Here is a 25,845-nt window from a genome sequence, read left to right as displayed (position 1 = left end):
ACAGCCTGGACCTTATATTCGTGGTCGTATTTACGTTGGGTACGTGACATTGAGAGTTCCTCCTTATTCTCTTTATTATACATGAATTCTTTGAGAATAAGGTGTCAACTTTATTTATACAACATCATCCTAAGAAAGAGGTATCCGCTGTCTTGTGTCCAATCTTTGCATCGTTATCTTTTGAAGTTTCCAAATGTTCAAGATCATCATTGACGGATTCCTCCAATAAATTTAGCTTTTCCTGCACTTTAGGGTAACTGCATACGTCTTCATTGTCTTTCACAATAGAAAGTAGTTGTTTGCAGTATTCCAACTCTTTTTCCAGAGAATCTTCCGTATTTTTGTTTGGAAATTTTTCCTTCATTGTTTCATCCACTTCGTAAACGGTACGTCGTAGTTTTTTTGATTGCTCTTGAAGTGCCTGTCGGGGCGTTTTTTGATTGTATCTTGCTTTCGTATGAGTAGCATCTACGATAATAGATTTTGATTTTATTATTTTTTTATCCAATACAATCTGAACCGTCTTTGAAATCAACATATCCAACAGATTCATATCTTTCAAACGTAGTTTACGAAATTTTGTCAAAGAACTGGGGTTAATAACAGTTTCTTCTGGTGCCATATCCAAAAAGTATTTAAATGACATATCATATTTAGAACGTTCTACAACATCAACATCAGATAAATCATAGATAGCTTTTAAAAGCAAGTACTTAAACATTCGAATAGGTGGAACTGCATTACGTCCATTATCAAGACAATATTTATCAAGCAATTCATTATAAATAAATTCAAAATCAACCAGTTCTTTTATCTGACGAAGCAGGTTGTCTTTTGGAACCACCAATTCATATATTTCTATGTAAGGACTAAGTATTAATTTCTGTTGTTGTTCAATCATAAAAACACCGCCTATACTTGATATTTATATTATATCAAACATAGGCGGTACTATCTACTTTTTCAGTGCCCTCGATTGAGGGGCAGGGGAGTTGAATAGGCGAAGCCTATTTTTTACGGCAAAAAAAGAAAGATGACGATATACAAAAGTATATCGCCATCTTTTTATGAGGGGGGAGATAGTGAGTGGTTTATCAACTATCTGAGATTTATTATTAAAGGAATATGTAAGCAAAGTGTGTCCAAATTCTAAAAGAAATGGAAAAAATATAAAGAAAAGAGGAAAATTTGTGGGAAGAGGTATGGACAGAAGAGAGAAGAGAGCGTAAAGTGAGAGAAAAATATATACCTTCGGAGTCTTTTTTGTGCCTGTATTTATAAGAAATGAAAGACTCTGAGAGCACATTATAAAAGATAAGGAGGAAACAGAATGAAACAGAAAAGAATCAGCGATTACGGATATCGGATCGGACACCATGAAAGCGGGCCGCGAAACAAAATTACGGATGTACCGGGGGTGCGGGTAGGCCATACGACGGTGGAAGACGGAAATCAGCATACCGGTGTGACGGTGATTGTACCGGGAGAGGGGAATCCGTTTCTAAAGAAATACCTGGCGTCTGCTTACGTGCATAACGGTTTCGGAAAAACATGCGGTCTTGTACAGATACAGGAACTCGGAACTCTCGAAACGCCCATTGCCCTGACCAATACACTGAATGTCGGAAAAGTGGCGGATGCCATGATTTCATGGATGATACAGCAGACCAAAAAAGAAGGGGAAGATGTTTTCTCCATCAATCCGGTTGTCGGAGAATGCAACGACTCGAGGATCAATGAGATTGGGAACCGGGTAGTGGGGGAAAAAGAGCTGTATCAGGCACTGGAGCAGGCGGATACAGACTTTGCGGAAGGAGCTGTCGGTGCCGGAACAGGAACGATCTGTTATGGACTGAAAGGGGGAATCGGATCGTCATCCCGCACGCTGGTACTTGATGGAAAAACATATACCATCGGTGTACTGGTACAGTCGAATTTCGGGGCAACCAGAGATTTGAAAATCAGTGGAAAACCGGCAGGGGAGAGGATCCTGGAACAGATCCGGAAAGAAGAATGCGGAAGCAGCGCCGAAGACCGGGGATCCATCATGACGGTTCTGGCGACGGATCTTCCGGTATCGGAGCGGCAGTTGTACCGGATCATCCGCCGCTGCGGAGTCGGAATCGCCAGAACGGGAGCCTATACCGGTCACGGAAGCGGTGAAATCATGATCGGATTTACAACGGCAAACCGCGTGGATACAAAGAGTATATGTGAAGTGGAAGCGTGCGCCCGGATAAAAGAAGAAAAAATCAACGAGGCATTTGAAGCTGCGGCAGAGGCTGCGGAAGAAGCAATCCTGAACTCTATGGTAACCGCAAAGGAAAAAAGAGGCCTGGACGGAGCCAGATACCGCAGCCTTGCCGAGTTTCTGGAAAAACCGGGATTTCTGGAATAAATCATTTTTCCAGAACCATCCGCCCCAGCTCAGAGATTTCGCATCCGCCCTTTGTGCGGTGCACGATGAGATAACCGGCGGAAGAAAGCTCTCCGAGTACGGTGCGCAGAGCCGCTTCGGATACAAAGGTTTTTCCGTCGGCCAGTCCGTTTTTGATTGCCAGGCGGCCTGCTTTCGGATGCGTCGACACGAAAGAAAGAACCTGATATTGAAGGTCGGTGAGGGAAACGTCAGCCATCTGGCGGGAGCGGAGGTATGTTGGCAGATCGGAAAGCTGCAGCTTATGGCTGCTGTACCGGGTAAACAGGCTGCAGGACAGATTGTACAGCTCATGAATATTTCCGGGGTACGCATATTCCTTCAGAAAGCGCAGAAGCCCTTCCGAAAAGATCCGGTCGCAGGTCATATCGGTGTTGTGGAAAAACTGAAGCAGAAAGTAATTGAGAAGATCGGGAATATCCTCCCTGCGTCTGCGGAGCGGGACGGTCTGAAGCTCTGAAGCACTTAAAAGGTGAAAAAGTTCCCGCAGGAAGGTTCCTTTTTCTACTTTTTTGTAAAGGTTATCATCCGCAATAGCAATGATCCGCACATCGAAACGGCGGGTTTCCGGTGCGGAAAAGAAGTTACCATGAACATTGGTAAGAACATTGATCAGCAGATCCTGAATGGAAAGCGGGAAGCGGTCCACCTGGGAAAGAACGAGTGTGCCATGGTTGGTTTCAGCAAGAAGCCGGAGCAGGGAGGCTTCGGTCAGATCATTTCCCGGAGAGTGAAGAACGGAAAACGGATAATGGTGGCGGCGCGAAAAATTGTGAATTGCACGTGCGAGTGTCCGGCGCTGTGTACCGCTTTCCCCCTGGATCAGAATCGGAAAATCAAAAAGTGCAAGATGTCTGGTCTGCGTCATCAGATTCTGGACGGAATCTGCGTGGGAAAGGGAAAGAGAAAATGTACGGGAGGAAGCAAAAAAAGTGCTTTCTTCCGTTTTTTCTTCTTTGGCTGCCGGTGCCTCTGTGGATCTGCCCCCGGGAAGAAACGCAAGGAAAACAGGCTCTGTATCCGGAAACACCATAGAAAGAACGCTTAACGTAATCTGTGTCTTCTGATCCGAAAGGAGAATGGTCCAGTCGCCGTTGCGGTCGAAAGCAGTATTTGCGTAGGCAGGCGGAAGACATTCCGAAAAAGGCTGCCCTTCAAAATTGGAGGAGGGAAGAGAGAAGGCATGTGCAAATTTAGCGTTCATAAACTGAATGCGGCCATCCGCGCCAAACAGACAGACGCCAACGGGAAGAGAGAACAGGATCACCTGCATGAGCTGTTCGGTCTGCACATAATTGGTATAGTAGGTTTCTGAGGTCTTGACGGTGTGAAGAATCTGATTGACGTAATTGCGCGATACACGGTTTACGGTCTGCAGAGGAATGTTGAAATATTCGCAGAGCTGTAAAATAGTGGAAATATCGATGATACGGTTGCCGATATCCAGTACATTCGGAATGCGGGAAGGAACGAGCTGCGGCTCGCCGGCGGTAATGGCAAACTGAATGTCAGACTCGGTATCCTTGCATCCGGGATAAAACGGAACAAAGTCATATTGTGTGATGCCGCATTCCTCAAGCTGGGAAATGATAGCAAGCGTGGAATATTTATCGTCGTTTACCAGATAGACACGTTCGTATGGCGGAATCTGAATGATTTTATCCAGAAACATATGGTTGAAAACGCGGTCGCATGGGAGCTGCAAAATGGAGGAGTCGATGGTAAGCGGAAAGGTTTCCATGGCGCGGGCGGTTGGAAAAAGAACGCACTGGTATCCCCGGAAGAGAGAGGGGTCTGTGGCCTGTTCTCTTAAAAGGGTATTGAAGGTGAGATATTCACCGAGCACAGAGTGAAGATAAGACTGAAATTCGGAAAGCATTCGTTTCCGGGAAGAAATGATCAATACGTTGCCAAGCTTTTGTGTTCTGTTCATAAAGGATCCTCTTTTCCTGCTAAAAAGTGGTAATGGGTTAAAAATTAGGATAATTATACCATTTTTGACGAAAATAAACAACCTAAATGCAAAAATGCAAAAAAGAAAAGAAAAAAACAGGAAGAATGCTTTGACATAGTGACGCATTACATCTATAATACAGATTAAGCAAAGGGGCTGTAAAATAAAGGTAATGCATCTTTGTTCTTTTTTATATCATGGTTCTGTTATCTGTGAAAAGAAAGAACAAAGAAAACAGCAACACTTGCAGAAAAGGAGGAGACAACAATGAAAAAAAGACATGTAATGCGTGCTCTGGTTGCAGCAGCAACGGCACTGGCACTGACAGCATGTGGATCGACTGGTTCTTCTGACACAAGTAAGAGCACATCGACAGCAGCTACATCAACAGCATCCGCTGCATCGACCTCATCCGGTTCGGAAGCAGATACGGAGAATACCATCACGATTCCGGCAGGCGAGTCGGTATCCCAGGATTCTGATGTTACGGCAATGGTAGCTGTGGATTTTACCACCATGGATCCGATGGATACTTCCGATACACTTTCCGGTGGTGTACAGCGAATGATGATGGATGGCCTGTTTGGATTTGATGAGAATATGCAGATCATTCCGATGCTGGCAACCAGCTACGAAGCAAACGATGAAGCAACCGAGTATACGATTCATCTTCGTGAGGGCGTAAGCTTTACCGATGGAACTCCGTGGAATGCAGATGCCCTGATTGCAAACGTAAACAAATGGGCAGACAAGAGCCTTGGACTGAAACGTACTACATTCCTCTGCAATGTTCTGGATCATGCAGAGAAGGTAGATGACTATACCGTTACAATTTATTTATCACAGTCATTCGGTGCTTTCATCAGCAACCTGGCACATCCGGCTACGCTGATCATGAGCCCGAAACAGATTGAAGCAGGAGAAGATGCCTGTGCACAGGCACCGGTAGGAACCGGCCAGTACAAATTTGTTGAGTGGGTTGCCGGTGACCATATGAAAGTAGAACTGAACAAAGACTGGTGGGGATATGACGCAGACGTCTGCGGCGGAACTGCTCTGGCAGATGCAGATGCAGGATTTAAGAGCATCACATTCAAACCGGTTGCAGAAAGTGCTACCCGTGTATCTGCAATTCAGGCAGGTGACGCACAGATTATGTGGTCTGTACCGACCGAAAGCGTTGACACCTTAAAAGGTGACAGCAACGTATCCGTTGGAATGGGCGACAGCATCACCGTATGGTACTTCTTCATGAATACACAGAAAGCACCGTTCAACGATGTTAAGGTTCGTGAGGCAATGGCTTATGCAATCAACAAAGAGGCATATATCCAGGTAGTTATGAACGGTTACGGTTCTGTGGCAACTTCTATGGTAGGAGAAGCAGTACAGCACTACAAAGGAAATGATCCGTATTCCTACGATCCGGAAAAAGCAAAAGAGCTGTTAAAGGAAGCAGGATATCCAGATGGATTTACCACAACACTGATGTACAGCAACACGACAGCAAACCAGAAAAAAGCAGAGTTCTACAAACAGCAGCTTGCAGAGGTTGGCATTGATCTGGAACTGAACGGAATGGAAAGTGCCGTTCTAAATGAAAAGGTTCAGGGAGCTGACTGTGCAGGAGCCGATGCCGAGGTTGACTGCTACTTAAGCGGATGGTCTACATCCACCGGTGATGCCGACTGGGGACTTCGTCCGATGCTGGCAACCGAGTCTGAGCCGCCGATGAGCTACAACATCAGCTACTATGAGAATGAAAAAGTAGATCAGCTTCTCAAAGATGGTCTTGCAACTGCAGATGAAGACAAACGTGGTGAGATTTATGCAGAAGTACAGGATATTGTATGGCAGGATCTTCCGCTGCTCTGCATCGCAAACGATAAAAACATCTGGGCAACCAGCAATAACATTACCGGAGTATATCTGTTAGGTGATGGAAGCATCGGCATGAGAAATGCCAGAATGGCAGCCGAATAACGGCAGACTGAAACAAGGATATGAAAAAGACCCCGGCGTCCTTCCGTCAAAAGAGGGCGCCGGTTTCTTACAAACAGGAAAGCAGGCAGTGATCCGTGGGATTGTACCTGTAGGATAAGCATGAAAGTAGGAGATACAATATGCCAAAATATATACTGAAGCGTATTGTGGGTACGATCCCCACACTGATTATTGTTATTACATTTGTATTTTTCTTTGTCCGCCTGATTCCGGGAGATCCGGCGAGACTCGTTGCAGGAGAGCAGGCAACACAGGATGATGTAGAGGCAGTAAGAGAAGAGCTTGGCCTCAATAAATCCATTCCGACACAGTATGTTACCTACGTGACGGGACTTTTGAAAGGAGATCTTGGAACCTCCCTTCGGACAAAGCAGCCGGTTACAAAGGAAGTTGCGGGAAGATTCGGAAATACCGTTCGTCTGGCATTTGTCACATTGCTGTGGAGCTCGGTTGTGGGTGTACTTTTTGGCGTATGGTCCGGAACACACCGGGGAAAATGGCAGGATTATACCGGAATGACGATTGCGGTCTCGGGTATTTCCCTCCCCTCGTTCTGGATCGGCTTTCTGATGATTATGCTGTTTGCGGTAAAACTCCGAATTCTGCCGACAACAAGCGGAACGAGCCTGAAAAGTCTGATTATGCCGTCCATCACACTCGGCGTCGGAATTGCAGCCGTGATTGCACGATTTACAAGATCCTCCATTATTGAGGTGTTAAAAGAAGATTACGTCAGAACAGCAAGAGCAAAAGGAATCAAAGAAAAGGTTGTGATCTGGAAGCATGCGTTCCGCAACTCCATGATTTCCGTCGTGACGGTTGTGGGTCTGCAGTTCGGCTTTCTGCTGGGTGGCTCTGTTGTCACAGAAACGGTATTTGCCTATCCTGGCCTTGGATCCCTTCTGATTGAATCGGTCAATTACAGAGATTATCCGGCAATCCAGTCCCTGATTCTGATCTTTTCGCTGCAGTTTATCGTCATCAACCTGATTGTCGATATCCTCTATGCGGTTCTGAATCCGGAAATTAAACTTCAGTAGGAGATGAGTGGAATGAAAGAAAAGAAAAAAGTACAGACCGAGAGCCAGGAGAAAATTAAAACTCCGTTTTCTGAGATGGTTCGAAAATTTAAAAAACAGAAAAATGCAGTAGTTGCGCTTTGTTTTATCATTTTCCTCATTTTCCTTGCGTTTTTCGGAAGCAAAATTGTGCCGTACGGAATCAATGAGTATGATTACAATGCGATTCTTCAGGGACCAAGTATGAAGCACCTGTTTGGAACGGACGAGTTTGGACGGGATCTGTTTTCCCGTATCGTCTGTGGAACCCGGATTTCAATTGCGGTCGGATTCGGCGCTGTTACGGTCGGTGCGGTCTGTGGTACCATCCTCGGACTTCTGGCCGGATATTACGGCGGATGGATTGATTCTATTATTATGAGAATCTGCGATGTCCTGTTCGCTTTTCCGGGACTGATCCTTGCAATTGCCATTGTGGCAATTCTCGGAAGCGGCATGGCCAACGTCGTGATTGCGGTCGCTGTCTTTTCTACACCGACCTTTGCACGGCTTGTCCGAAGCAAAACGCTGAGCCTGAAAAATTCCGTCTTTGTCCTGGCGGCACGGAACATCGGTGTTTCCGATGCAAGAATTCTGTTTCGCCATATTCTGCCGGGAGCCATTCCGGACATCATTGTACAGTATTCCATGTCATTTGGATCTTCCATTCTGACAGCATCGAGCCTTTCCTTTCTGGGAATGGGCGCACAGCCGCCGACACCGGAATGGGGACTGCTTCTTTCCAACGGAAGAAACTATATGGCAAGTGCAATGTATGTAACGATTTTCCCGGGTCTTGCGATTTTCCTTACCGTACTGAGCTTTAACCTGTTAGGCGACGGACTTCGCGATGCACTCGATCCGAAACTTTCCGATTGATAAGGAGGAGCAGAAGTGGCTACTGATAACGTACTTGAGATAAAAAATTTACATACGTATTTCTATACCGATGGCGGCGTGATCAAAGCAGTAGACGGTGTCGATGTGGAGCTTCGACGCGGCGCAACGCTTGGTATCGTAGGCGAGTCGGGAAGTGGAAAGAGCGTGACATCCCTCTCTGTGATGGGATTACTGACCGGAACGAAAGGAAAAATTGCTGACGGCGAAATCCTGCTGGATGGCGATGATATTGTAAAGCTGACGAAGGAACAGCAGAGAAAGCTGCGCGGAAGCAAAATTTCCATGATTTTCCAGGAACCGATGACCAGCCTGAATCCGGTCATGAAGATCGGGGATCAGGTGGCAGAATGCGTTCTGCAGCATGAAAAAATATCAAAAAAAGAGGCACTGAAAAAGGCAGAGGATATGCTCCGGAAAACGGGCGTTCCGCGCGTGGAGCATATGATGAAGGAGTATCCGTTCCAGCTTTCCGGCGGCCAGAGACAGAGGGTCATGATTGCCATGGCACTTGTATGTAAACCGGAAATTCTGATCGCGGATGAGCCAACGACCGCACTGGATGTAACGATTCAGGCACAGATTCTGGATCTGATGAACCAGCTGAAAAAAGAGACGGGTACATCCATCCTGTTTATTACACATGATCTTGGCGTTGTTGCAGAGGTCTGCGATGATGTTGCCGTTATGTACTGTGGCCGCGTGGTAGAGCGTGGAGATGTAAAAACAATTTTCGCCAATCCGTCCCACCCGTATACGAAAGGACTGCTGGGATCGATTCCGAGACTGGGAGATGCCGGAAAAGAACTGAAGTCGATTCCGGGAAACGTTCCGAACCCGAAATATATGCCGAAAGGCTGCAAATTTGCGCCGCGATGTCCATACGCTTCGGAAAAATGCCGCGAGGCAGAACCGGGATTTTTCCAGATCGGGGAAGGCCATATCAGCAGATGCTGGCTCTGCGAAAGTGGACAGCTCAAAACAGACCACGTAGAGAAGGCAGGTGACTAGGATGTCGGATACATTACTTAGAGTAGAGGATTTGAAAATTTATTATCCGGTTGCCGGAAGCGGATTTGGAAAAAAGGAATTCGTCAAAGCGGTAGACGGAGTTACCTTTGAGGTAAAAAAAGGCGAGGTGTTCGGAATTGTAGGCGAGTCCGGCTGCGGAAAATCCACACTGGGAAGAGGCGTCTGCAAACTGGAAAATCTGACATCGGGTCATGTGTATCTGGATGGCGAAGATATTACAGAATACAATGACCGGAGAATGCGTTCCGTCCGGAAAAAGGTACAGATGGTTTTTCAGGATCCGTATATGTCCCTGAATCCACGGATGTCTGTTTTTGACATCATTGCAGAGCCGCTGCTGGCGCATCATCTGTATCAGGATAAAGCGGATCTGGAAAAGAAAGTGCTGGATCTTTTGCACAGGGTAGGGCTGGATGACTACCATGCAAACCGTTATCCACATGAATTTTCCGGCGGTCAGCGTCAGAGAATCGGAATTGCCCGCGCACTTGCGGTAGAACCGTCTCTGATCATCGCAGACGAACCGGTTTCGGCACTGGATGTGTCCATTCAGGCGCAGGTTCTGAATCTTTTAAATGAACTGAAGCATGATCTGGATTTGACCTACATTTTTGTGGCACATGACCTGAGCGTTGTGGAATATATCAGTGACCGTGTCGGCGTTATGTATCTCGGTAATTTCGTGGAAGTCGGAGAAAAAGAGAAAATTTACAGCAATCCGATGCATCCGTATACGCAGGCACTGCTTTCCGCAGTTCCGGTTCCGGATCCGACGGCAAAAAGAGAAAGAATTCTGCTGGAGGGAAGTATCCCGTCCGCCCACAAGCCGCCGACAGGCTGCAAATTCCATACCAGATGTCCAAAATGTATGGAATGCTGCAAAACACAGGCGCCGGAGCGGTATGAAGTGGATGACGGACATTATGTATATTGTCATCTTTATGATAAAGAAAGAAGGGAACAGCAGAAATGAAGCTTTTTATCAGTGCAGACATCGAGGGCTGTGCCGGAGTGGCACTGACCGATGAAACACATAAGAAGGAAAGCGTGTACCAGAGATTCGCAGAGGAGATGACCGAAGAGGTCGTTGCGGCATGCGAAGCGGCACATGAAGCGGGTGCGGATGAGATCGTTGTAAAGGACGGTCATGGAGATGCATCCAACATTGATCCGCTGAAAATGCCGGAGTATGTCACCTTGATCCGGGGAAAGAGCGGTCATCCGTACAATATGATGTATGGCATCGACGACAGCTATGACGGCGTACTGTATCTTGGCTACCATGCACCGGCAGGAGATCCGAATTTTTCGATCAGCCACACATCGACAGGAAACAGCCTGTATATCCACCTGAATGGAAAAGTGATGAGTGAGTGCATGCTGAACAGCTACACGGCAGCATCACATCACGTAGCGGTGCTGTTTCTTTCCGGAGATGAAGAGATCTGCCGGCAGGCGAAAGAACTGATTCCGGGCATTACGACAGTGGAAACGAAGCATGGTGTCGGTGCGGCAACGTGGTGCAAAGCGAAAGAAAAAGTGATTTCCGAAATCCGCGAAGGGGTAAAAAAGGCAGTTACCGGACAGAAAAAAGAGTGCCAGGTGGCTCTCCCGGAGCACTTTACGTATGAGGTAACTTACAAAGACTGGAAAAAAGCGTACACGATGTCGTTTTATCCGGGAATGCAGAAGGTAGATACCTTCACAAATAAGCTGGAGACAGATCGCTGGATGGATATTGTCACAGCACATTGCTTTGTTGTATATTAAGAATATAAATTTGATAGAAACCCAAAGAAAAGAGGATAAAACAATGGATATAGAAATGTTTGGCAAGCTTTCCGATGCATTTGGACCAAGTGGATTTGAGGAGGATGTCATCTGCACCATTGCAGATTACTGCAAAGAATTTGATGTGGAAAATGACGCAATGAATAACCTGTATGTGCGGATGCCGGGAACTAAGCAGGATTCCCGTCCGGTCATCCAGCTGGATGCCCATCTGGACGCATGCGGTTTTATGGTACAGAATATCCAGGACAACGGATGTCTCGGCATTATCATGCTTGGCGGCTTCCATCTGACCAGCCTTCCGGCACATGCGGTATGGATCCGTACCAGATCCGGAAAAATGGTACATGGTATTATCTGCGCGAAACCGGTTCATTTCATGACAACAGCAGAACGCAACAGCCAGACTCTGGAAATTGAAAAAATGTATGTGGATGTCGGAGCAACCAGCCGCGAGGAGGTTGAAAATGTTTTCGGAATCCATATCGGTGATCCGATGATGCCGGATGTGGCCTTTGAATACGATGCAGAGCATGAAATCTGCTTCGGAAAAGCATTTGACAACCGTGCCGGCTGCGCGTGCATCGTAGATACGATGAAACAGCTGGAAAAGGAGCAGGCTTCTCTTGCGGTTAATGTTGTCGGCGCCTTTGCAGCGCAGGAAGAGGTCGGAACCCGCGGTGCAGTGGTAACAAGTCAGATTGTAAAACCGGACCTTGCCATTGTATTTGAAGGATCTCCTTCCGATGACTTTTTCATCAGCGCAGGACAGGCACAGGGATGCATGAAAAAGGGTGTTCAGATCCGTATTCTGGACAACAGCTATATTTCCAATACGCAGTTTATTTCACTGGCTGAGGAAGTGGCAGCAAAATGCGGAATCAAATACCAGGAGAGCGTAAGAAGAGGCGGAAGCACAAACGCAGCAAAAATCAGCGTGACAGGAAAAGCAGTTCCGTGTCTGGTGCTTGGTGTTCCATCCCGCTATGCGCACAGCCATTATAATTTCTGTGCAAGAGAAGATCTTGAAGCGGCAAGTGCGATGGCAGCAAATGTGATCCGGGCATTGGATGAAGAAAAGATCCGTCATATCTGCCATCAGGATGTACTGTAAAAAAATCGGATAACGAAAGAAAAAGAATGCCGGAAGCGGGTTCACAGGAAAGGTGAAGCCGTTTTCGGCATATCTGGTAAAAAAGGAGAGTTTACAAGTGGAAAAACCGATCATTGGAATCTTGGGAAATACGTATAAAACACAGCCGGGACTTTTTTCGAGTGCGGAGAGAATGTATGTCAACAGTGATTACATCGAAGGTGTTCTGAACAACGGCGGAATTCCGATGGCAATTCCGGCAGTTGCCATGAAAGCGGATCCGGAAGGCATACTTGCCGTGTGCGACGGCATTCTGGTTCCCGGCGGAGAGGACTTAAATCCGTGGTATTATGGGGAAGAGCCAAAACCGCAGATCCAGACGATCCGTCCGGAGATCGACGAGGCCTGGTTTGCACTTGGACGGGCAGCAAAAGAGATGGGAATGCCTATGCTTGGCATCTGCAAGGGAATTCAGTTTTTAAATGTCCTGTGCGGCGGTGATCTGTACCAGGATATTTATACACAGAAGGAAACCACAATTTTGCATCTGCAGTCCCTGGAGCGGTCGTATCTGCATCACCATGTGGAAATTAAAGAGGGAACCCATCTGGCAGAAATCCTCGGGGCAGGCACCCATGCGGTAAATTCCATGCATCATCAGGCAGTCCGTACGCCGGGAGAGGACATCCTGGTTTCAGCAACGGCGCCGGATGGTACGATCGAGGCGATTGAAAGCAGCAACGGACAGATTGTGGGCGTACAGTGGCATCCGGAAGGGCTGATTCACACAGCGCCGGAGATGAACCGTCTTTTTGCGGATCTGGTAGAAAGAAGCTGCAGATACAGAGAAAAAAGGTAACGATTTGGAACCATGTAAGAGAAAAGAAAACCCGGGATGGGACTTTTGAACCGTTACGAAAAAATGAGAATGGATAAAGATGCGATTCCAAAAGCAGAGAGCAGGAATCGTTCGGGAGGCAAAAAAGAATGAACAGAACAATAAGAGTATCGGCGGCAGGTGATATTCTGATTATGAAACGGCTTCTGCCGGGATATCAGGATGTTTTGCCGATTCGCGAATTTCTGATGCAGGGAGAGGTTCGGATGGCAAATCTGGAAACAACGATATCGGACGGCAGCTGTTACGCATCGGCGTACTCCGGCGGAACATGGCTGACGGCAGATGCGAAGTGTCTGGAAGATACCCTGCGTTACGGTTTTAATTTTCTTGGGATTTCGAATAATCATACAATGGATTATTCCTATGAAGGACTGGCGTCTACGATCTGTGAACTGAAAAAAAAGGACGTGGCGTATGCCGGAGCAGGAAAAAATCTTTATGAAGCATCGCGTCCTGCCATTCTGGACACAACGGCGGGACAGATTGCGGTGATTGATATCTGTTCTACCTTTGAGAATGCAGCCAGGGCGGGAAGCCAGACGGAACGGCAGCCGGGCCGGCCGGGCTTAAATCCGCTGCGCTTTTCGGAAAAATATACCATTACGGAAAAACATGCGCAGGATCTCGCGGAGATTGCAGAGGTGACCGGAATCAACGGACTGCGGGATCTGCACCGGCAGGAGGGATTTATCGCTCCGCTTCCCGAGGGTGTCATGGAATTTGGCGGGAAAATGTTTGAAATCAGCAAGGATGGAACAGAGGGAAGAAGCTCCAGCCCGAATCCGATCGATGTGAAACGCACCGTCGATGCAATCCGGGAAGCAAAGATGACATGTGAGGCAGTCCTGGTCATGGTACATTCGCATGAAATCCGCAAGGACAACGACGAGGAAGCGGATTATTTTCTGGAAGAATTTGCGCACGCCTGCATTGATGCGGGCGCCAGCGCGGTGATCGGGGGCGGAACGCATCAGCTGAAGGGAATCGAACTGTATCATGACTGTCCGATTTTCTACTGTCTCGGAAATTTTATCTTTGAAAATCAGTATGTACGCCTTCTGCCTGCAGACTACATGGAAAAATATGGTCTGAATATTCATACAGCAGCATCCATCGGAATTGCCAGGCGGCAGGAGCAGTCCTCGCATTCTCTCTATGAAATTCCTGAGGTCTATCGGAGCGTGCTGCCGTATTTCGAAATCTGTCAGGGAAAATGCACACATCTGGAGCTGCTGCCGGTCGAGCTTGGTATGGACAGGGAAAATGCAGAAAAAAATATTCCGTATGTGGCAGACGAAAAAACAGCAGAAAAAATTGCAGAATATCTCACCCGCGTGAGCAGAAGATATGGAACAGAATGGGAATACAAAGAAGGAAGGATTGTACTTCATGCGTAAAAAATGGGAAATAGAAGACGAATACCGAAAGTTTTGCCGGAACAACAAAGAACTTGCGCTGCAGACGCTGCGGGAGCTGACACTGACCCCGACGGAAACGGGAAAAGAGGAGCAGAGAATCGCATACTGTGTGGAGTGGATGAAACGGCAGGGCATGGAATCGGTTCATACGGATGAGCTTGGAAATGTAATCTGGGAGTATCGGCCGGAACAGAAAAAGAAGGTTCTGTATACGGCGCATCTGGACACCGTGTTTTCGCTGGAGGAACCGCTGGAAATCAAAGAAGACGGAATGATATGGCGTTGTCCCGGCATCACAGACGATACCGTGAATGTCGTGATGCTTCTGATGGCGGCAAAATACGTTCATGAGACAGAGCCGGAACTTCCCTGTGGTCTGATTTTTGCAGCGGATCTGGGAGAAGAAGGGCTTGGCAATCTCTGCGGCGTCCGCGCACTTGTCGACCATTATGAAGAAAATCTGTGCGGAATGGCAGCCTTTGATCTGTATCGGGATAAAATGTATCCCATCTGCATCGGATCTGTCCGATATCGGATTTCGGCAAAAACAAAGGGCGGTCATTCCTTTCTGAATTTCGGAAGAAAAAATGCCATTGCAGAGCTTGCGGGCCTGATCGGAGAGCTTTACCGTTGTCAGACGGATGCAGCATCTCATACGACATACAATGTGGGAAAAATAGAGGGAGGAACCTCCGTCAATACGATTGCGCAGGATGCCTTCATGCTGTTTGAATTCCGTTCGGAAGATTACCGGAGTCTGGAAGCCTGCGAAACATATCTGGAGGAGACCATAGCAGCACGCCAGAGTGATGAGGTACAGTATTCCTGTGAGCTCGTCGGAAAGCGGCCGTGCGCAAGAGAAACCGATCCTGTCCAGATGGCGCGTATGACGCGGTGTGCACAGAAAACGCTGAAGGCAGCCGATGGGGAAGAGCCGGTATGCTCCGAAGCATCCACAGACTGTAATATCCCATTGTCGCGGCATATTCCTGCCATCTGCGTTGGTTTCTGCCGGGGCGGGGGAGCACATACCAGAGAAGAATGGCTCGATGCCGCCAGCGTAGAAGATGGCATGTGTGCAGCAGCAGCACTCGTATGCCGGCTTCCCTGGATGTGCTGTGAGAGCAGAATCGTTGTAAGGGACGGGATAGAGGATCAAAAAGAGAGAGAAGAAATCCGGCAGCTGCTGGAGCTGTGCGATCAGGATTTTGTTCCGCCGCTTTCCCACCGCAACAGTACATCCCAGACGAACTGGGCCGAGACAGAAGAAAAGACGGATGGAATTGCAGAATATCTGGAGAATATCTGCAGTCAGCATGTGGTGCTGTGGAAGGAAGAGGGAGTTGTGCGGGCCTTTATGACCTGGAAGGATCATTTTAACTGTGAGAATCTGGAAGCATATCCGGATTCCTGCTATCTGACCACCCTCTGCGTCTGGCCGGATTACCGGGGACAGGGAATTTCGGAGGTAATGTATGCAGAAGCAGAAAAGGACATCGCGGCAAAATTTCCGGGAAGCCGGATTACTCTCCGTACCTGGTCTACAAACGGGGCACAGGAGCATATTTTGGACAAACTGGGATATGGTCTTGTCAGGCGGCTGAAGGATGACCGGGGAGAAGGAATTGATACGGTTTATTTTGTAAAAAAGGAAGAAAACGACAGATAACATGGTGCTTGCAAATCGCAGCTTATAGTGTCATAATCGGAAGCATTAGACAGCAAAAGGAGGGCTATAGCTATGCCTTGTACAACCATTTTAGTTGGAAAGAAAGCATCGTATGACGGTTCCACCATGATCGCGCGAAATGACGATTCCGGTGCGGGTCATTATACATCGAAAAAATTTGTGGTGATTCACCCGGAGGAGCAGGCGAGAACATATAAAACCGAGATTTCTCATCTGACCATCGAGCTTCCGGACAATCCGATGCGGTACACTGCAGTGCCAAATGCAGAAAAAGGCGAGGGTGTCTGGGCAGCAAGCGGCGTAAATGCAGCGCAGGTCGGTATGACTGCGACCGAGACAATCACATCGAATCCGCGTGTGCTGGGGGCTGATCCGCTTGTTGTTTATCAGCCGGCGGAAGACGGAAAAGAAGAGGTTCCGGGCGGAATCGGCGAGGAGGACCTTGTTTATATTGTTCTTCCTTATATTAAAAGTGCCAGGGAAGGTGTCAAAAGACTGGGCAGTCTGCTGGAGCAGTATGGTACATACGAGATGAACGGCATTGCATTTCAAGACCACGATGAGATCTGGTGGCTGGAGACGATCGGCGGCCATCACTGGATGGCAGTGAAAGTGCCGGATGACCATTATGTAGCCATGCCGAACCAGCTTGGCATCGACCATTTTGATCTGGAGGATGCACTCGGCGAGCAGAAGGAATATATGTGCTCAGCGGATTTGAAAGAATTTATTGAAACATATCATCTGGATCTTTCTATGGACGGAAATTTTAATCCGCGCGATGCCTTCGGAAGCCACGACGATTCCGATCACGTTTACAATACACCGCGTGCCTGGTTCATGGAGCGCTATCTGAACCCGCACACGAAAAAATGGGACGGACCGAATGCCGATTACACACCGGTATCCGATGATATTCCGTGGATGATGGTTCCGGAGAAGAAGATCACCGTAGAGGATGTGAAATATGTACTGTCCTCCCACTATCAGGGAACACCGTACGACCCGTATGCCGCATACGGCGATAAATCATGGAAGGGAGCATACCGCTCCATCGGTGTCAACCGGACCGATTTCCTTTCTGTCATCCAGATGCGCCCGGATCACAAAGGGGACAACGGCATTCTGCAGTGGATTGCGTTTGCGTCAAATGCGTTCAATGTGCTGGTTCCGTTCTACACCGATGTGACGACAACACCGGAGTATCTTTCCAACACAACGGGAGAGGTTTCCACAGATAACTTCTACTGGGCAAGCCGCATGGTGGCAGCAATGGCAGATGCGTCCTATAAGTCTTCTATCTTCCACATTGAGCGGTATCAGGAAAAGGTGATGGCAAAAGGCCATGCACTGATCCATCAGTACGATGCGCTGCTTGCAGGGGAGACAGACGAAACAAAGCAGACACAATTGAGAGAAGAAGCAAACAACAAAATCGCTGAAATGCTGAAAAAAGAGACGGGTGCAACACTGCACAAGGTACTCTTTGAACTCAGCAACCAGATGAAAAACGCATATTCCAGATCGGATGCGTAAGGCTTTTTCAAGCAAAGACTACGGGAGTACACAGAATGGTTCTGTGCGCAGGAAAAACTGTGCGCAGAACCATTTTCTGTCCGGAACCGCCTCGAACAAAAACTCTCCATGAGGGCTGCGGATGTTACATTTTAAGTGGCGTTAGGGGTTTTGTGTTATACTCAAAATATCTTTTTAAAATCCGGAAAAAACGTCTGTCAGAAAAAATCCAATTTTTCAAAAATTCGACATACTATAAATGTAACTGTTAATAAGTCTTTAGAAAGGAGGGGGTCAAAATGAAAATTTGGACACCGATTCCAGTAGAAACAAAAAAAGCGTTAGAAAGGGGGGAATGTGTGGGGCAAACAATTCAAGATTCTCCGTGGGAGGTCAGCGTTGAATCTGTGATTGGATATGAATTTGTAAGAGATATGCAGATCAAAAAAACAAAGATTTTTCCGCCGTCAAGAGAAGCTATTCCAATCGTTGGTTGGATTAAATATATGGGAGAAACTGCATCTATTGACGAAGGGATAGACGAGGACAGTGAGAGACGGGCAAAGGAACTGCTTGTGAAATTGGCAGAGTACAAGCCACTTGCCAAGATCGAGGAACTTGAGGAGCAGAATTATAACATGATTGATGAGAGGCTCAACAATGGAGTGGAAAAATTCAATCGTGAGGAAGAAAAGAAAGAAAAGCAGGAAAAGCCGGAAGCACGTTTTTTCTTAAAAGGACGACTGGCAGCCAAGCAGAAGGAAGCGGCACAGGGAAAAAATAAGGATATGAAGGATCAGGAAAAATCAAAAAATACACATAGGGAGATATAAGAATATGGACAATCTATTTCGATAGAAGAAACAAATCTGCTCTGTATATTCCAGAGCGATAGTAAAGAAAAGGTCATAGAAGAAATTCGCAAGTCAATGAAGCACATTGACGATGATGAACTTGTTGAGTCGTCGGTGCGTGTGATAGAAAAACTGAGTTGTATGAGTGATGAAGAGTTTTCAGGAATTGACATAGAATTTGTAGAATAATATAATGGGTATGTGCAATCAATGATGGTGGTGCAGACCCATTTTTTAAAAAATAGATTATTGCTAATTTAACTGATATATGCTAATCTAATTATAGACCGTAGGAAGGCAGGGGTAATGCCCGAATCCAAATATTTCATTGGCGGGATTAAGAATGGTATATCCATTCTTTTTTTTACTATGAAAGAGGGTGCATTGAATGCCAAATACAGAGTTGCCAATAGATTTGGAAACACAGGTTGTGTTAATGAAAAAATATGTAAATTTTCGCCAGAGAAAAAAGATGAGGGATTTCCTTGGATATAAGAGAAGGATTCATTGAAATGCTGAAATATTATCCATTGGCAATGCCAAAGATTTATGTCAGCTTGTTTTGAAACTGTAAATATTATTATGAAGAGCCGTATGCGGGAAAGCCGCACGTACGGTTCTGTGAGGGGCTTACATTGTGAGGTGTAAGTCTACTCGACTGTGAGGGAAAAATGAAAAATATCAGAGTAAAATTGGTTCCTTTAGCAGCAGATGGCCGTGAGCAGTTCATATTGGACAATCAATGGTCGTTCAAGCACAGTGCACTGTTGGAATTCGGCGAACGTGATAATCATATTGATGCAGACGGAGAAATCATATCTCGCAAAACCGTTGAAATGTGTATGGATGCGGAAAATTCGGAAACTTACAGAATCGTTCTTGACGGCAAAAATGTAGGAGGTATGATTTTGCAGATTAACAAAGAAACCAACGAAAATGAGTTGGATACTCTGTTTGTGTTGCCGGAAGCGCACAGCAAGGGTATAGGATACGGAGCGTGGCTTGTCGCCGAATCTTTGCATCCCGAAACAAAAATCTGGAAAACCTGTACGCCGTATTTTGACAAGCGCAACATCCATTTTTATATAAATAAGTGCGGATTTCAGATTGACGAGTTCTGGTGCGAGCATTTTAAGCCAACAAAAGAGGTTCCGGATGAGACACCCGATGAAGGTCCCGATGAAATGTTTCATTTCATTAAGGTTATGAAATAGCTCGGTAGAATAGTAGGTAATGTAATTCCAGTTGTGCGCCCAGCTAAGGGTGTGTAGTCAAGCCGGTGGGATTCCGGTTTATCCAAGGTTTAGCCAACCAGATAATAGCGAGTCTTGGGATGATGCCGGTAACGGTATCTGACAAGCGTAGACAGCAAGAAAGCAGGGTTGAATAGTGATTGAGCTTCGAAACGTTAACTTCAGTCGGTCGACGTCTTAACCGGTGCGGAAGACAATATCATGTAATGCGCTATGGCGAGTGTTATGTGGCACTGCGGAGTCAGAGAACCAATCATGTTTTACATTGTGAATACACATCAACTGGGGAGAACCTACCATTTCTCGAAGAAGAGTATGAAGTTGCAACTGAAAACGGAGGATTTCAAATGAATGGTAGGTGGTCGGACAATCCCATAGTACTGTAGAAATCGGGCAATGCCGATGGAGGGAAGGGGATTGCATAGTAAAGGTCTTATTGAGGACACATTATCCGTACTCAGGGACGGAGGAAATAATGGAAACGAAATTAGTAAGAATAGCTGAGATATCGGCAACATCAAAACATCCTATATTTACATCAGTGTACCACTTGATAAATGAAGATATGCTAAAGCAATGCCATAAGGAATTAGATGGGAACAAAGCAGTCGGAATTGACAAGGTAACTAAGGATGAGTATGGGAAAAACCTTGATAGAAATATCAAGGAACTGGTACAGAGGTTGAAAAACAAATCCTTTAAGTCACTTCCGTCACTGAGGGTATATATACCTAAAGGAAATGGAAAGAAACGACCATTAGGGATTGCTTCCTATGAAGATAAGATTGTACAAATGGCAGTGAAGAAAATACTGGGAGCTATTTATGAACCGAGATTCCTAAACTGCATGTATGGATTCAGATCGAATAGGGGGTGTCACGAAGCAATAAAAGAAGTATACCAACGGATAAGCTATGGAAAAATCAGCTATATCGTAGATGCCGATATCAAAGGTTTCTTTGACCATATCGACCATGATTGGATGATGAAGTTCCTTGAATGGAATATACAGGATAAGAACTTATTGTGGCTAATACGTAAATACCTTAAAGCAGGAATAATGGAGCAAGGAAAATTCGAGCCAACAGAGGAAGGTTCGGCACAAGGCTCAGTAATGAGTCCGATGCTTGCAAATATATACATGCATCATGTGCTGACGCTGTGGTTTAAGCTGGTGGTGCAAAGGGAAATGCAGGGAGAGAGTTTTCTCGTCAACTTTGCGGATGATTTTGTTGCAGGATTTCAATATAAGTCAGAAGCTGAAAGATACTATAAAGAGTTAAAGGAACGAATGGAAAAGTTTGGACTGGAGCTGGAAAGTAGTAAAAGCAGACTGATTGAATTTGGGAGATTTGCAGAGCAGAATCGTAGAGCAAGAGGAGAATGTAAGCCTGAAACATTTGATTTTCTTGGATTTACCTTCTACTGTAGCAAAACTCGAAAGGGAGGTTTTGTGCCAAAGGTACAGACTTCAAGAAAGAAGTTTGAGCAAAAGGTTAGAGCATACAAGAACTGGATTTACGATAATCGAAATCGACCAATGCGAGAAATAATTAAAGAGTTGAACGTGAAACTAATTGGACACTATCGGTATTATGGTGTTACATGGAATTTTCGGAAGATAACAACATTCCTGCATAGAGTACAACAGTTTCTATTCAAAGCCATGAATCGGAGAGGTTGTAGACGGGCATATACATGGAATGGATTTGTGGAAATGCTTAAGTATTACCCGTTAGCAAAACCTAAAACGTACTATTGTCTATATTGAAGCGAATGTTACTATGAGGAGCCGTATGCAGGAAAGCCGCACGTACGGATCTGTGAGGGGCTAAGATTGAGAGGTCTTAGTCTACTCGACTCGTTGACAATTTTTAGGAGAACAATGGTATAAAATGAAAAAGAAAATATGGGATTTATATGCCCCCATTTACGAGAAAGCCATGAGAGCCGATTACAAATATTACAAGTTCATGTACGACAGAATCCCGACAAAGATTCAGAACAAGGAAGTTCTGGAACTTGCAACGGGACCGGGGCTTTTGGCGAAGCATGTGGCGTATGCGGCGAAACGGATGGTGGCTACCGATTATTCGGAAGGAATGATCCGGGAAGCCCAAAAGGGAAAATGTGTGGATAATCTGATTTTTGAAGTTGCGGATGCGACAGATCTTCCTTATGAGAACCATTCTTTTGATGTGGTATTGATAGCCAACGCATTACACGTTATGCCGGAACCGGAGAAAGCTTTGAAAGAGATTGAGCGTGTATTAAAAGAAGATGGACTGCTGATTGCACCGAATTTTGTGTCTCATCAGTCAGGAATTATCAGCTGCCTCTGGTCGGGAATTCTAAGGATCGCCGGGATTACGTTTGAACATCAGTGGAGCGGTGAGGAATACCTTTCCTGGCTCGGACAAAATGGCTGGAGGGTACAATATAAGAAAAGTTGTCCGGCAAGGATCACACTGATGTATGTGGAATGTATCAGAGAATAATAAGATGTTCTTGTTATGCAATTTCCAGAGTGTTATACTGAGAACAGGTAAGAATAAACCGTGTGGATATACAGGAAAATTTCACACGGTTTATTTTAAAAAATGGAGTTAGAAATTACTAACCTCTATACTGCAATAAAAATGGGAAAGCAGCAGAAGATCACAGTATGGGGCAAATGGATAAAAGAAGAAAATCAGTGAAAGAAGGATACACACAATGAAGGAAAAAGTAGATGTAACAGGCGTACCGGAGACGATGCTTCAGACGCTGTATGCCAGAGCAAAAGAGACAAAAAAAATCAGAGATGAGCTGGCCTGTTGAAACTGTTTCCGGAAAAATGTTTTATCTGGACGGCGCGCATTGTAAGACGACAGATGCAGCAGCGGAAAATCCGGAGGAAAAAGGTGCCTGCGGAACAGGTGATTCCTGTGGAAACGGTGTGCTGACGGTAACGATTCCACAAAAAGACGGAATGGATGAATACGATTATGATCCGGAAAATCCGGCCGTGCATATCGTCGATATGTCCCAAAATGAGCTGGAAGTACCGGAAGATTACACAGAGGAAGAAAAACGGTCGGATATTCTGACCTATGGAATGATCGGGGTAAAATACCGCAATGGTTTTGAACATCCGGAATATCTGGAATCGGACAAAATCTATAAGATAACGATCCGGACGACTAAACTGTCCAATATCTTTCTTCCGGGACATCGTATGCGTGTAACGATTACTTCCGGAGCCAAGAATTTTATGTTCCCGAACAGTAACACCAGGGAAGGATTTAACAGTGAAACAAGACAGAAAGCGCATATCACGATCCACAGAGGCGGAGCGTATGCGTCCGGTATTCTGCTTCCAATCGAAGAATCCGCGAAATAAAGGCAAAAGATATTGATTTTTAAATAAATACGGTATAGTATAAAGAAAAGCGAATACTAAAAAGTGGAGAGAAGAAATCTTCTCCCTTTTTTTCGCTAAAAGTATTGGGGGATTACAATGAAAACTGAAGCAGGAAACCGTTTGGGGACGGAGAAAATCGGCAAACTGATGCTGGAACTGGCATTGCCGTCGGTGTTGGCGCAGATTGTAAATGTGCTGTATAACATCGTGGACAGAATCTATATCGGGCGTATTCCGGGAGTGGGCGCGGCGGCACTGACCGGGGTTGGTGTGACATTTCCGATTATTACGATTATTTCTGCATTTGCAGGATTTACCAATGGAGGCGGCGCGCCGCTGGCAGCAATTGCACTTGGACAGGGAAATAAAAAACGTGCGGAAAAGATTCTGGGCAATTCTACATCACTGTTGTTGTTCTTTTCGGTGATTCTGATGGCATTGTTTCTGATCTTCAAATGTCCGTTGTTATATCTTTTTGGGGCGAGTGCTCATACGATTTCTTATTCATCTGCATATATTACCGTATATCTGATCGGAACGGTATTTGTGGAACTGGCAGTTGGACTGAATACATTTATCAGCTGCCAGGGGCATGCGCGTACAGCGATGATGTCGGTGCTGATCGGGGCGATTGCTAATATTGTCCTGGATCCGATTCTGATTTTTGTGTTTCATCTGGGAGTAGTTGGAGCAGCAGTAGCCACGGTTATTTCTCAGGCACTGAGTGCCGCGTGGGTTGTCCGTTTTCTGGTGTCGGAGCAATCGGAGATCCGGCTGAAATTTACGGAACTGAAACCGGATCGATCCATTCTTGCATTCATCCTTGCACTGGGAATCTCCCCGTTTATCATGTCTGCCACAGAAAGTGCGATCACGATCGTAATGAATCACGGATTACAGGTTTACGGAGGAGATCTGTATGTGGGATCCATGACGATCCTGCAAAGTGTATTGCAGCTGGTCTTTGTTCCGATTGGCGGATTCACCAGCGGGATACAGCCGATCATCAGCTACAATTTCGGAGCGGGACAGTTTGACCGGGTAAAAAAGACGATCCGGCTGATGCTGACAGTTACCTTATCCGCTTCCCTGATTTATGTGGTGTTTACCATGCTGTATCCGGGAGTGTTTGCGGGAATGTTTACGAATGATGCAGAACTGATCAAAATAGTAAAAAAAGTACTTCCTGTTTATATGGCGGGAATGACGGTCTTTGGTGCACAAAGCGGCGTGCAGAGTTCCTTTCTTGGACTGGGACAGGCAAAAATCTCACTGTGTATCGCACTGCTGAGAAAAGTGGTCCTGTTAATTCCGTTGGCACTGATTTTCCCGCATTTCTGGGGTGTTATGGGAGTATATTATGCAGAACCGGTTGCAGATATTATCTCGGTTGCGACGGCGGTCACCTTATTTGCTATCAATATTCCAAAAATTTTATCTGTGGAGATGCTGGAAAAGGTGACACACGAGGAGAACGGACGGGGATGATTTGACAGGACTTTGGGGAAGAGAGTATAATCCCGTATTTGACAGTTACAAAATAAAAAAATCGCTGTATCCCTTGATTTTACTTGGGGTTGGCGATTTTTTGCATTGTTTTAAATTATAGTATTTTATCGTTTACATCAATACCATGATATCGTTCCAAATCATCTCTGATTCTTCGATAGCCTTTATCCGGTGAGTCTGTATGAATCTTTTCTATCTCATCAGCAATAAACCTATTCTTTTGCTCACTTTTAGGAATTTCTCTGTGTAGCCATTTATAATAAGCTGCTCTAGAAACATTACCAAGTTTACAAAGTGCAGCAACTGAATAATTATGATCTTCATGTTCTTCTTTGATTGCCTGATATATATGTTCATGACGGACCAGGCTTAGCCCCGCCTCCTCTCTATTTCTTCGAGTTTTTTTAAAAAAGATGCCTCCATTTCAGCACGTTCTTTCTCTGTTTTTAAAATTTTAACTTCAGCACGCAGCTTTTCTAATTCACTCATCTCATCGGGACGTTTTCGTTTGCCACGGTTATCTCTTAAAGCTTCCACTCCACCAGCTTCATATTTGACTATATAATTGCGAGCCTGTTGATAGGACACCTGATATTGTTCTGCTGTTTGGGCATAATTACGATTATGTGCGATACAATACTGTACTATTTCAACCCGTTCTTCAAAAGTGGTTTTTCTTCCTTTGGTCATGACAATGCTTCCTCCTGTTCCAGAAGATTTTAATTCTTCATGACCATTATACTTCTTTATCCAAGTTTGTAACTTACCTTTTGAACGGATCCCGTATTTTTTGCAAATATCATCTTGAGAACCACAGCCTGCTAAATAATCTAAGACTGCTTGTTGTTTCAATTCTTTGGAATATTTTTTATTCCCTTTCAATGTGAATGCATTTGCTCCCATAGATTCTGATGTTGTATAAATAAAGTTGACACCTTATTCTCAAAGAATTCATGTATAATAAAGAGAATAAGGAGGAACTCTCAATGTCACGTACCCAACGTAAATACGACCACGAATATAAGGTCCAGGCTGT

23 protein-coding genes and 1 pseudogene are annotated in these 25,845 nt (G+C 45.7%); 20 read left to right on the top strand and 4 right to left on the bottom strand.

The window, feature by feature from the left end; translation table 11 throughout:
* Window positions 1-127: 127 nt before the first annotated feature.
* A pseudogene (locus FYJ57_RS12980) lies at window positions 128-901 on the bottom strand (transposase); the annotation flags it as partial.
* A gap of 429 nt (window positions 902-1,330) precedes the next feature.
* Here FYJ57_RS12980 and FYJ57_RS12975 point away from each other — a divergent pair.
* Window positions 1,331-2,398, top strand: coding sequence for a P1 family peptidase (locus FYJ57_RS12975; protein WP_106492028.1), 1,068 nt, complete (start codon window positions 1,331-1,333; stop codon window positions 2,396-2,398).
* A 1-nt stretch (window position 2,399) separates the two neighbouring features.
* Here the strand turns inward: FYJ57_RS12975 and FYJ57_RS12970 are convergent, their stop codons facing one another.
* A complete protein-coding gene (locus FYJ57_RS12970) occupies window positions 2,400-4,370 on the bottom strand; it encodes a sigma 54-interacting transcriptional regulator (protein ID WP_205839990.1) in 1,971 nt (656 codons plus the stop codon).
* Window positions 4,371-4,658: 288 nt separating this feature from the next.
* Here FYJ57_RS12970 and FYJ57_RS12965 point away from each other — a divergent pair, with 288 nt between their 5' ends.
* From FYJ57_RS12965 to FYJ57_RS12865, 19 genes are all read left to right on the top strand, one after another.
* Window positions 4,659-6,374 (top strand): glutathione ABC transporter substrate-binding protein, encoded by a 1,716-nt coding sequence (locus tag FYJ57_RS12965; protein WP_106492026.1) that lies wholly within the window; start codon window positions 4,659-4,661, stop codon window positions 6,372-6,374.
* Window positions 6,352-6,492: a hypothetical protein gene (locus FYJ57_RS12960; RefSeq protein WP_154432978.1), complete on the top strand. Its 141-nt coding sequence runs from the start codon at window positions 6,352-6,354 to the stop codon at window positions 6,490-6,492. Before FYJ57_RS12965 ends, FYJ57_RS12960 begins: the two co-directional genes overlap by 23 nt.
* A gap of 22 nt (window positions 6,493-6,514) precedes the next feature.
* The gene (locus FYJ57_RS12955) at window positions 6,515-7,435 is read left to right on the top strand and encodes an ABC transporter permease (protein ID WP_106492025.1); all 921 of its coding nucleotides are present in this window, start codon (window positions 6,515-6,517) and stop codon (window positions 7,433-7,435) included.
* Between the two features lie 12 nt (window positions 7,436-7,447).
* Window positions 7,448-8,332 carry an ABC transporter permease subunit gene (locus tag FYJ57_RS12950; RefSeq protein WP_106492024.1) on the top strand — a complete coding sequence of 295 codons (885 nt, stop codon included), beginning with the start codon at window positions 7,448-7,450 and terminating at the stop codon, window positions 8,330-8,332.
* Window positions 8,333-8,347: 15 nt separating this feature from the next.
* Window positions 8,348-9,361 carry an ABC transporter ATP-binding protein gene (locus FYJ57_RS12945; RefSeq protein ID WP_106492023.1) on the top strand — a complete coding sequence of 338 codons (1,014 nt, stop codon included), beginning with the start codon at window positions 8,348-8,350 and terminating at the stop codon, window positions 9,359-9,361.
* Between the two features lies 1 nt (window position 9,362).
* Window positions 9,363-10,355: an ABC transporter ATP-binding protein gene (locus tag FYJ57_RS12940; protein WP_106492022.1), complete on the top strand. Its 993-nt coding sequence runs from the start codon at window positions 9,363-9,365 to the stop codon at window positions 10,353-10,355.
* On the top strand, window positions 10,352-11,152 hold the full coding sequence (locus FYJ57_RS12935; RefSeq protein WP_106492021.1) for a M55 family metallopeptidase: 801 nt from the start codon (window positions 10,352-10,354) through the stop codon (window positions 11,150-11,152). Before FYJ57_RS12940 ends, FYJ57_RS12935 begins: the two co-directional genes overlap by 4 nt.
* A 43-nt stretch (window positions 11,153-11,195) precedes the next feature.
* Window positions 11,196-12,287, top strand: coding sequence for a M42 family metallopeptidase (locus FYJ57_RS12930; protein WP_154432977.1), 1,092 nt, complete (start codon window positions 11,196-11,198; stop codon window positions 12,285-12,287).
* 97 nt (window positions 12,288-12,384) lie between these two features.
* Window positions 12,385-13,125 (top strand): gamma-glutamyl-gamma-aminobutyrate hydrolase family protein, encoded by a 741-nt coding sequence (locus tag FYJ57_RS12925; protein ID WP_106492019.1) that lies wholly within the window; start codon window positions 12,385-12,387, stop codon window positions 13,123-13,125.
* A 128-nt stretch (window positions 13,126-13,253) separates the two neighbouring features.
* Complete coding sequence (locus FYJ57_RS12920; RefSeq protein ID WP_106492018.1) at window positions 13,254-14,564, top strand: CapA family protein; 1,311 nt, start codon at window positions 13,254-13,256, stop codon at window positions 14,562-14,564.
* Entirely contained in the window at window positions 14,557-16,254 is a 1,698-nt protein-coding gene (locus tag FYJ57_RS12915) for a GNAT family N-acetyltransferase (RefSeq protein ID WP_205839989.1), read from the top strand. The genes FYJ57_RS12920 and FYJ57_RS12915 overlap by 8 nt, the downstream gene beginning before the upstream one ends.
* Window positions 16,255-16,326: 72 nt before the next feature.
* Window positions 16,327-17,811 carry a C69 family dipeptidase gene (locus FYJ57_RS12910; protein ID WP_154432975.1) on the top strand — a complete coding sequence of 495 codons (1,485 nt, stop codon included), beginning with the start codon at window positions 16,327-16,329 and terminating at the stop codon, window positions 17,809-17,811.
* 278 nt (window positions 17,812-18,089) lie between these two features.
* Window positions 18,090-18,623, top strand: a complete 534-nt coding sequence (locus FYJ57_RS16600) for a hypothetical protein (RefSeq protein ID WP_328597491.1) — start codon at window positions 18,090-18,092, stop codon at window positions 18,621-18,623.
* 15 nt (window positions 18,624-18,638) lie between these two features.
* Entirely contained in the window at window positions 18,639-18,833 is a 195-nt protein-coding gene (locus FYJ57_RS16370; RefSeq protein WP_173886945.1) for a transposon-transfer assisting family protein, read from the top strand.
* A gap of 482 nt (window positions 18,834-19,315) precedes the next feature.
* A complete protein-coding gene (locus FYJ57_RS12895) occupies window positions 19,316-19,858 on the top strand; it encodes a GNAT family N-acetyltransferase (RefSeq protein WP_154432974.1) in 543 nt (180 codons plus the stop codon).
* A gap of 514 nt (window positions 19,859-20,372) precedes the next feature.
* Complete coding sequence (ltrA, locus tag FYJ57_RS12885) at window positions 20,373-21,668, top strand: group II intron reverse transcriptase/maturase (RefSeq protein ID WP_154432973.1); 1,296 nt, start codon at window positions 20,373-20,375, stop codon at window positions 21,666-21,668.
* 124 nt (window positions 21,669-21,792) lie between these two features.
* Entirely contained in the window at window positions 21,793-22,395 is a 603-nt protein-coding gene (locus FYJ57_RS12880; RefSeq protein ID WP_154432972.1) for a class I SAM-dependent methyltransferase, read from the top strand.
* Window positions 22,396-22,700: 305 nt separating this feature from the next.
* The gene (locus tag FYJ57_RS12870; protein WP_328597490.1) at window positions 22,701-23,279 is read left to right on the top strand and encodes a CocE/NonD family hydrolase C-terminal non-catalytic domain-containing protein; all 579 of its coding nucleotides are present in this window, start codon (window positions 22,701-22,703) and stop codon (window positions 23,277-23,279) included.
* A gap of 117 nt (window positions 23,280-23,396) precedes the next feature.
* Window positions 23,397-24,788: an MATE family efflux transporter gene (locus tag FYJ57_RS12865; protein WP_154432970.1), complete on the top strand. Its 1,392-nt coding sequence runs from the start codon at window positions 23,397-23,399 to the stop codon at window positions 24,786-24,788.
* Window positions 24,789-24,903: 115 nt separating this feature from the next.
* Here FYJ57_RS12865 and FYJ57_RS16595 read toward each other — a convergent pair whose 3' ends face one another.
* Together FYJ57_RS16595 and FYJ57_RS12860 are read right to left on the bottom strand one after the other, a co-directional pair.
* A complete protein-coding gene (locus FYJ57_RS16595; RefSeq protein ID WP_408636482.1) occupies window positions 24,904-24,996 on the bottom strand; it encodes a hypothetical protein in 93 nt (30 codons plus the stop codon).
* Between the two features lie 182 nt (window positions 24,997-25,178).
* A complete protein-coding gene (locus FYJ57_RS12860; RefSeq protein WP_154432969.1) occupies window positions 25,179-25,712 on the bottom strand; it encodes a helix-turn-helix domain-containing protein in 534 nt (177 codons plus the stop codon).
* Window positions 25,713-25,845: the final 133 nt, after the last annotated feature.

This window comes from Oliverpabstia intestinalis (assembly GCF_009696065.1).
GTDB lineage: Bacteria > Bacillota > Clostridia > Lachnospirales > Lachnospiraceae > Oliverpabstia > Oliverpabstia intestinalis.
This window is presented reverse-complemented; position numbering and strand designations above follow the sequence as displayed.

What these genes read in the sequence shown, in the direction of transcription:
- FYJ57_RS12955 (WP_106492025.1), top strand. Translation starts at nt 6,515, where the DNA reads ATGCCAAAATATATACTGAAGCGTATTGTGGGTACGATCCCCACACTG.
- FYJ57_RS12865 (WP_154432970.1), top strand. Translation starts at nt 23,397, where the DNA reads ATGAAAACTGAAGCAGGAAACCGTTTGGGGACGGAGAAAATCGGCAAA.
- FYJ57_RS12960 (WP_154432978.1), top strand. Translation starts at nt 6,352, where the DNA reads ATGCCAGAATGGCAGCCGAATAACGGCAGACTGAAACAAGGATATGAA.
- FYJ57_RS12880 (WP_154432972.1), top strand. Translation starts at nt 21,793, where the DNA reads ATGAAAAAGAAAATATGGGATTTATATGCCCCCATTTACGAGAAAGCC.
- FYJ57_RS12940 (WP_106492022.1), top strand. Translation starts at nt 9,363, where the DNA reads ATGTCGGATACATTACTTAGAGTAGAGGATTTGAAAATTTATTATCCG.
- FYJ57_RS12930 (WP_154432977.1), top strand. Translation starts at nt 11,196, where the DNA reads ATGGATATAGAAATGTTTGGCAAGCTTTCCGATGCATTTGGACCAAGT.
- FYJ57_RS12870 (WP_328597490.1), top strand. Translation starts at nt 22,701, where the DNA reads ATGAGCTGGCCTGTTGAAACTGTTTCCGGAAAAATGTTTTATCTGGAC.
- FYJ57_RS12965 (WP_106492026.1), top strand. Translation starts at nt 4,659, where the DNA reads ATGAAAAAAAGACATGTAATGCGTGCTCTGGTTGCAGCAGCAACGGCA.
- FYJ57_RS12895 (WP_154432974.1), top strand. Translation starts at nt 19,316, where the DNA reads ATGAAAAATATCAGAGTAAAATTGGTTCCTTTAGCAGCAGATGGCCGT.
- FYJ57_RS12910 (WP_154432975.1), top strand. Translation starts at nt 16,327, where the DNA reads ATGCCTTGTACAACCATTTTAGTTGGAAAGAAAGCATCGTATGACGGT.
- FYJ57_RS12860 (WP_154432969.1), bottom strand. Translation starts at nt 25,712, where the DNA reads ATGGGAGCAAATGCATTCACATTGAAAGGGAATAAAAAATATTCCAAA.
- FYJ57_RS12970 (WP_205839990.1), bottom strand. Translation starts at nt 4,370, where the DNA reads ATGAACAGAACACAAAAGCTTGGCAACGTATTGATCATTTCTTCCCGG.
- FYJ57_RS12935 (WP_106492021.1), top strand. Translation starts at nt 10,352, where the DNA reads ATGAAGCTTTTTATCAGTGCAGACATCGAGGGCTGTGCCGGAGTGGCA.
- FYJ57_RS12950 (WP_106492024.1), top strand. Translation starts at nt 7,448, where the DNA reads ATGAAAGAAAAGAAAAAAGTACAGACCGAGAGCCAGGAGAAAATTAAA.
- ltrA (WP_154432973.1), top strand. Translation starts at nt 20,373, where the DNA reads ATGGAAACGAAATTAGTAAGAATAGCTGAGATATCGGCAACATCAAAA.
- FYJ57_RS12975 (WP_106492028.1), top strand. Translation starts at nt 1,331, where the DNA reads ATGAAACAGAAAAGAATCAGCGATTACGGATATCGGATCGGACACCAT.
- FYJ57_RS12920 (WP_106492018.1), top strand. Translation starts at nt 13,254, where the DNA reads ATGAACAGAACAATAAGAGTATCGGCGGCAGGTGATATTCTGATTATG.
- FYJ57_RS12915 (WP_205839989.1), top strand. Translation starts at nt 14,557, where the DNA reads ATGCGTAAAAAATGGGAAATAGAAGACGAATACCGAAAGTTTTGCCGG.
- FYJ57_RS16600 (WP_328597491.1), top strand. Translation starts at nt 18,090, where the DNA reads ATGAAAATTTGGACACCGATTCCAGTAGAAACAAAAAAAGCGTTAGAA.